General features: G+C 37.8%; 4 protein-coding genes. All 4 read right to left on the bottom strand.

The window, feature by feature from the left end; genetic code table 11:
* Positions 1–155: 155 nt before the first annotated feature.
* On the bottom strand, positions 156–1,019 hold the full coding sequence (locus tag AC3AX0_RS09010) for an isocitrate lyase/PEP mutase family protein (protein WP_487549966.1): 864 nt from the start codon (positions 1,017–1,019) through the stop codon (positions 156–158).
* Between the two features lie 20 nt (positions 1,020–1,039).
* The gene (locus AC3AX0_RS09005; RefSeq protein ID WP_487549965.1) at positions 1,040–2,461 is read right to left on the bottom strand and encodes a glutamate mutase L; all 1,422 of its coding nucleotides are present in this window, start codon (positions 2,459–2,461) and stop codon (positions 1,040–1,042) included.
* A gap of 4 nt (positions 2,462–2,465) precedes the next feature.
* The gene (locus AC3AX0_RS09000; RefSeq protein ID WP_487549964.1) at positions 2,466–3,548 is read right to left on the bottom strand and encodes a PrpF domain-containing protein; all 1,083 of its coding nucleotides are present in this window, start codon (positions 3,546–3,548) and stop codon (positions 2,466–2,468) included.
* A gap of 11 nt (positions 3,549–3,559) precedes the next feature.
* The coding region (locus AC3AX0_RS08995) for a cobalamin B12-binding domain-containing protein (protein WP_487549963.1) at positions 3,560–3,840 on the bottom strand (281 nt) is incomplete at its 5' end.

Here is a 3,840-nt window from a genome sequence, read left to right as displayed (position 1 = left end):
TAAGCTATAAGAAAGCATCCCCTCATATTTTAATCCTATTTGTTCTCTATTGCTGAATAAATATTAACCTTAACTGTTCTGCAGTAGATTGGATAATATTGATATGAATATTCAAATCAAATATTAGATATATAATCAGGGATACTAAAAATTAATTACTTAATAAATTTCAATCCCATTGCATTATATTCTTCAAGTCCAATAAGCTTGTTGAAATCAGGGAATTCAATCATTTCATTCATCATTCCTTCAGTTGTATCTTTTTCCATAAGTTCCTTCATAAGTTTCTGCATCATGAATGCTGTAACATATGTAGACGCTGTTGGCCAGATTACAAGATCGTATCCTAATCCTTGAAGCTTAGCATTAGTGAATACTGGAGTTCTTCCACCTTCTACCATGTTTGCAAGTGTTGGTGCCTTAATTTCCTTGTTAAGTATTTCCATTTCTTCTTCTGCTTCCAAAGACTCAAGGAATATTATGTCTGCACCAGCAGCCTCATAAGCCTTAACTCTCTTAAGTGCTTCTTCGAAACCAAGGTTTGTTCTTGCATCTGTTCTTGCTATTATAAGCATGCTCTCGTCAGTTCTTGCTTCTATTGCAGCTTCTATCTTTCCAACCATTTCTTCCATAGGAACAACTTCTCTTCCAAGCATGTGTCCACATCTCTTAGGTGCAACCTGGTCTTCAAGTTGTATTGCTGCAACTCCAGCCTTCTCATAAAGCTCTACAGTTCTCATTACACTAAGTGCATTTCCAAATCCTGTATCTGCATCAGCTATTACAGGAACTTTTACAGCACTAACAAACTTTGCAGCTCTGTCAACCATTTCTGTAAGTGTCAAAAGACCTACATCAGGCTTTCCAAGTGCACTTGCAGCCTGTCCGTATCCTGTCATATATACAGCCTTAAATCCAGCTTGCTCTATAACTCTTGCTGTAAGCACATCATGAGCTCCTGGTGCTACCAATATTTCCTTTGCTTCCAATGCTTTTTTCAATTCAACTCTTGCGTTCATTTATATCTCCCGTAAATTTATTATTTTTTTGCCATGAATTTTTTTCTTAGGACTTCCATGGCATAGTCCTTATCCTCTTCCATAATGTTACCTGCTGCGAAAAGCAGGTAATCCTTGTCAATTATGATCTTTGGATTTTTGGGAAGCAGTGACATATTTCTATCTTTCAAGGCTTCTCTTATGATAGCCTTGCTTTTCTCTTCATCATTATGTGAAAATATTCCACCTACACCTATTACAAGGTCTACATTTCTCAAATCTCTTCCAATAGGCATACCTGTAATATAACCCTTGAAGGTATCCACTTCTGAAGCATACCTTCCTGCATGTCTTTTCAAGGCAACTTCCACAGCTGTTTCTGCAAGGAGGGTATCAAATATTTCTTCCTTTTCATTTAATGGAAGATAGGAAGGATTTTCTTCAACCATCTCGCAATACTCTTCAAATTCCTCTACCATTTCAGCAGTGTTAAGATTCCTTTTTTCAAGTATAATCCTGGAATCAACTGCATCAATAATTCCTACGGCGCTTATTCTAAGTCCCAGATTTCCCTCAACGGTTCTATAGGACATCTGCTTCTCGTTTGTTACGACAAGACCTCTCTCTTCTGCGTCAAGTTCTTCCATCTGCGGAATTACGGAATGAATATCTGTTGTGGCACCGCCAAGATCAACTATTATAAGTTCACCAATTCCTTCAGTTTTGTAGGTTCCTTTCGCCAAAAGTTCTGCAGCCATGAGAACAGCTCCAGGTGTTGGTATTATCTTATCATTGGTTATTACCTGCTGAAGTGCATTAAGTCCTTCAGCCTTTGTAATCTCCTTGATAAATTCCATATGGATTGCTTCCCTGGCTTCCTTAACCCTCAACTCGTGGATGGTAGGCATGATGTTAGGTACCCTTATATGGTTGATGTTTCCAGCCTTGAGTATTTTCGCCACTTTTCTCTGTGCATTTAGATTTCCTGCAATTACAACCACAGCATTTGTTTCACTTTCTACAATCCGTTCAGCATTTTCAATTATTGATTTTTCATCTCCGCCGTCAGTTCCTCCGGCAAGAAGTATTATATCAGGGCTAATTTCTTTTAAAACCTGAACTCTGAAATCAGCAGGATCCTCGTTTGATAAGATTTCAAGTATCTTAGAACCCGAATTCATTGCCACTTCCTTTGCAGCCTTTGCAGTAACCCTCATCATGAAGCCTATGGCCACCATTCTAAGTCCTCCCGCTGCACTACTTGAAGAAAGTACAAATTCAGCATCTATTTTCTCTTCATCAAGACCTTCCTTCATCAAGTCAAGTCCCTTCTTAATACCTTTGTACACGTTGTCTATAGTAGTTGGCGACTGTACTGTAGCCACCAACTCACTATTTTTGAACAATCTTTGTTTTGTATACGTACTTCCAATATCAATTATATGAAAATCGTACTTATTCATTTTATTACTCTCCTGCAGGTGTGTAACAGAAACCATCCATTATTCTTCTAGCAGTCCTGTTTATTGCAGCCTTGTCAAGAATCCAGCTACTGTCATCCTTGTGTGCTGAAACATCAATAGTTATTACTCCTGATGGATGTCCAATTTTTAATATATTTTCTTGTCCCTTGTTCTTAGCTTTCATTGCTTCATTAACAAGAGTTCCTTCGATTCTTGCTGCAGCACCTGTACATATTGTACCTGTACCCGCATAAGTCTTGTGTATTACCTGCATGAACATAAGTCTTGAAACAAAGTCCGTATCATCTTCAGATATTGCCTTGTTTGATCCAAAAGCAGTATAATCCTGTGATTCTGAAACAAATGCAACCATTGGGAATGCCGGAGCATTCTTAAGAGCATCTTCAAGATCTGTCGCAGCTCCAGTTATTATTGCAGCGTTTCCTCTTATTTCTTCAAGAATATTTAGAATTCTTTCATCTTTGTCTATCTGGCTTGGTGTTTCTATTCCAGTAAGTCCCAAATCCTTTGCTCTTACGAATACAACAGGATTTGCAGCATCTACAAGAGAAAACTCAATTTCACCAATATCCGCTATTGTCATCTTGTCTACAGGATTTCCCGTAGGAAGAAGTTTTCCAGTTTTTGAACCGGCTGTATCTGAAAAGTCTATTTCGATTTTTTGACCTGTTCCAGGAGCTCCTGCTATTGCATAATCTCCATCAACTACTGCAACTCCGTCTTCAACCTTAACTGTCTCTACAAGAATCTTTCCAGTGTTTGTATTGTGTACTCTTACTGTAGTATAAGGCTCTGTAATTTCAACAAGTCCTTCATCTACTGCATAAGGTCCAACTCCAGCAGAAATATTTCCGCAATTTCCTGAATAATCTATTTTAGGTGCAACATATGAAACCTGACCAAAAGTGTAGTTTACATCTATTTGTCTTATATCAGGATTTCCAAATATCTTAAGTATTCTATTTGTTCTTTCAGCTTCATCTTTTGGAAGAACTTTTTCGTTTATGAATATACCCTTACTTGTTCCTGCTCTCATTATTACAACACGTGTTTTGTTCTGTTTCATGTCAATACCTCCTATTTGTTTCCAAGCATTTTATTTAATAAGTCTACTGTATCCTGAGGATCTGTTCCAGGTCCAAAGAATGCATCAACTCCTAAAAATCCAGTTCCTTCTTCTTTTATCTTCTTCTCAAACATTGCATGTTCTTCTTCTTTTTCACCGATTCTTCCACCGGCAAAAAGTGCTACCTTGTCTCTGATTCCAAGCTCTTTAAGACGCTTGTCAACTCTTGGGAAAAGATCAACTCCAAGTCCAAGAAGATTACTTATTCCTATTGCAGATGCATTTGTTTCAG

The sequence above is a fragment of the Dethiosulfatibacter sp. genome (genome assembly GCF_983023055.1).
Note: the sequence above shows the minus strand (reverse complement) of the source record. Positions and strands in the feature narration are given on the sequence as shown.

Excerpts from the sequence above, each read along its gene's own strand:
- AC3AX0_RS09005 (WP_487549965.1), bottom strand. The coding sequence starts at position 2,461 with ATGAATAAGTACGATTTTCATATAATTGATATTGGAAGTACGTATACA.
- AC3AX0_RS09000 (WP_487549964.1), bottom strand. The coding sequence starts at position 3,548 with ATGAAACAGAACAAAACACGTGTTGTAATAATGAGAGCAGGAACAAGT.
- AC3AX0_RS09010 (WP_487549966.1), bottom strand. The coding sequence starts at position 1,019 with ATGAACGCAAGAGTTGAATTGAAAAAAGCATTGGAAGCAAAGGAAATA.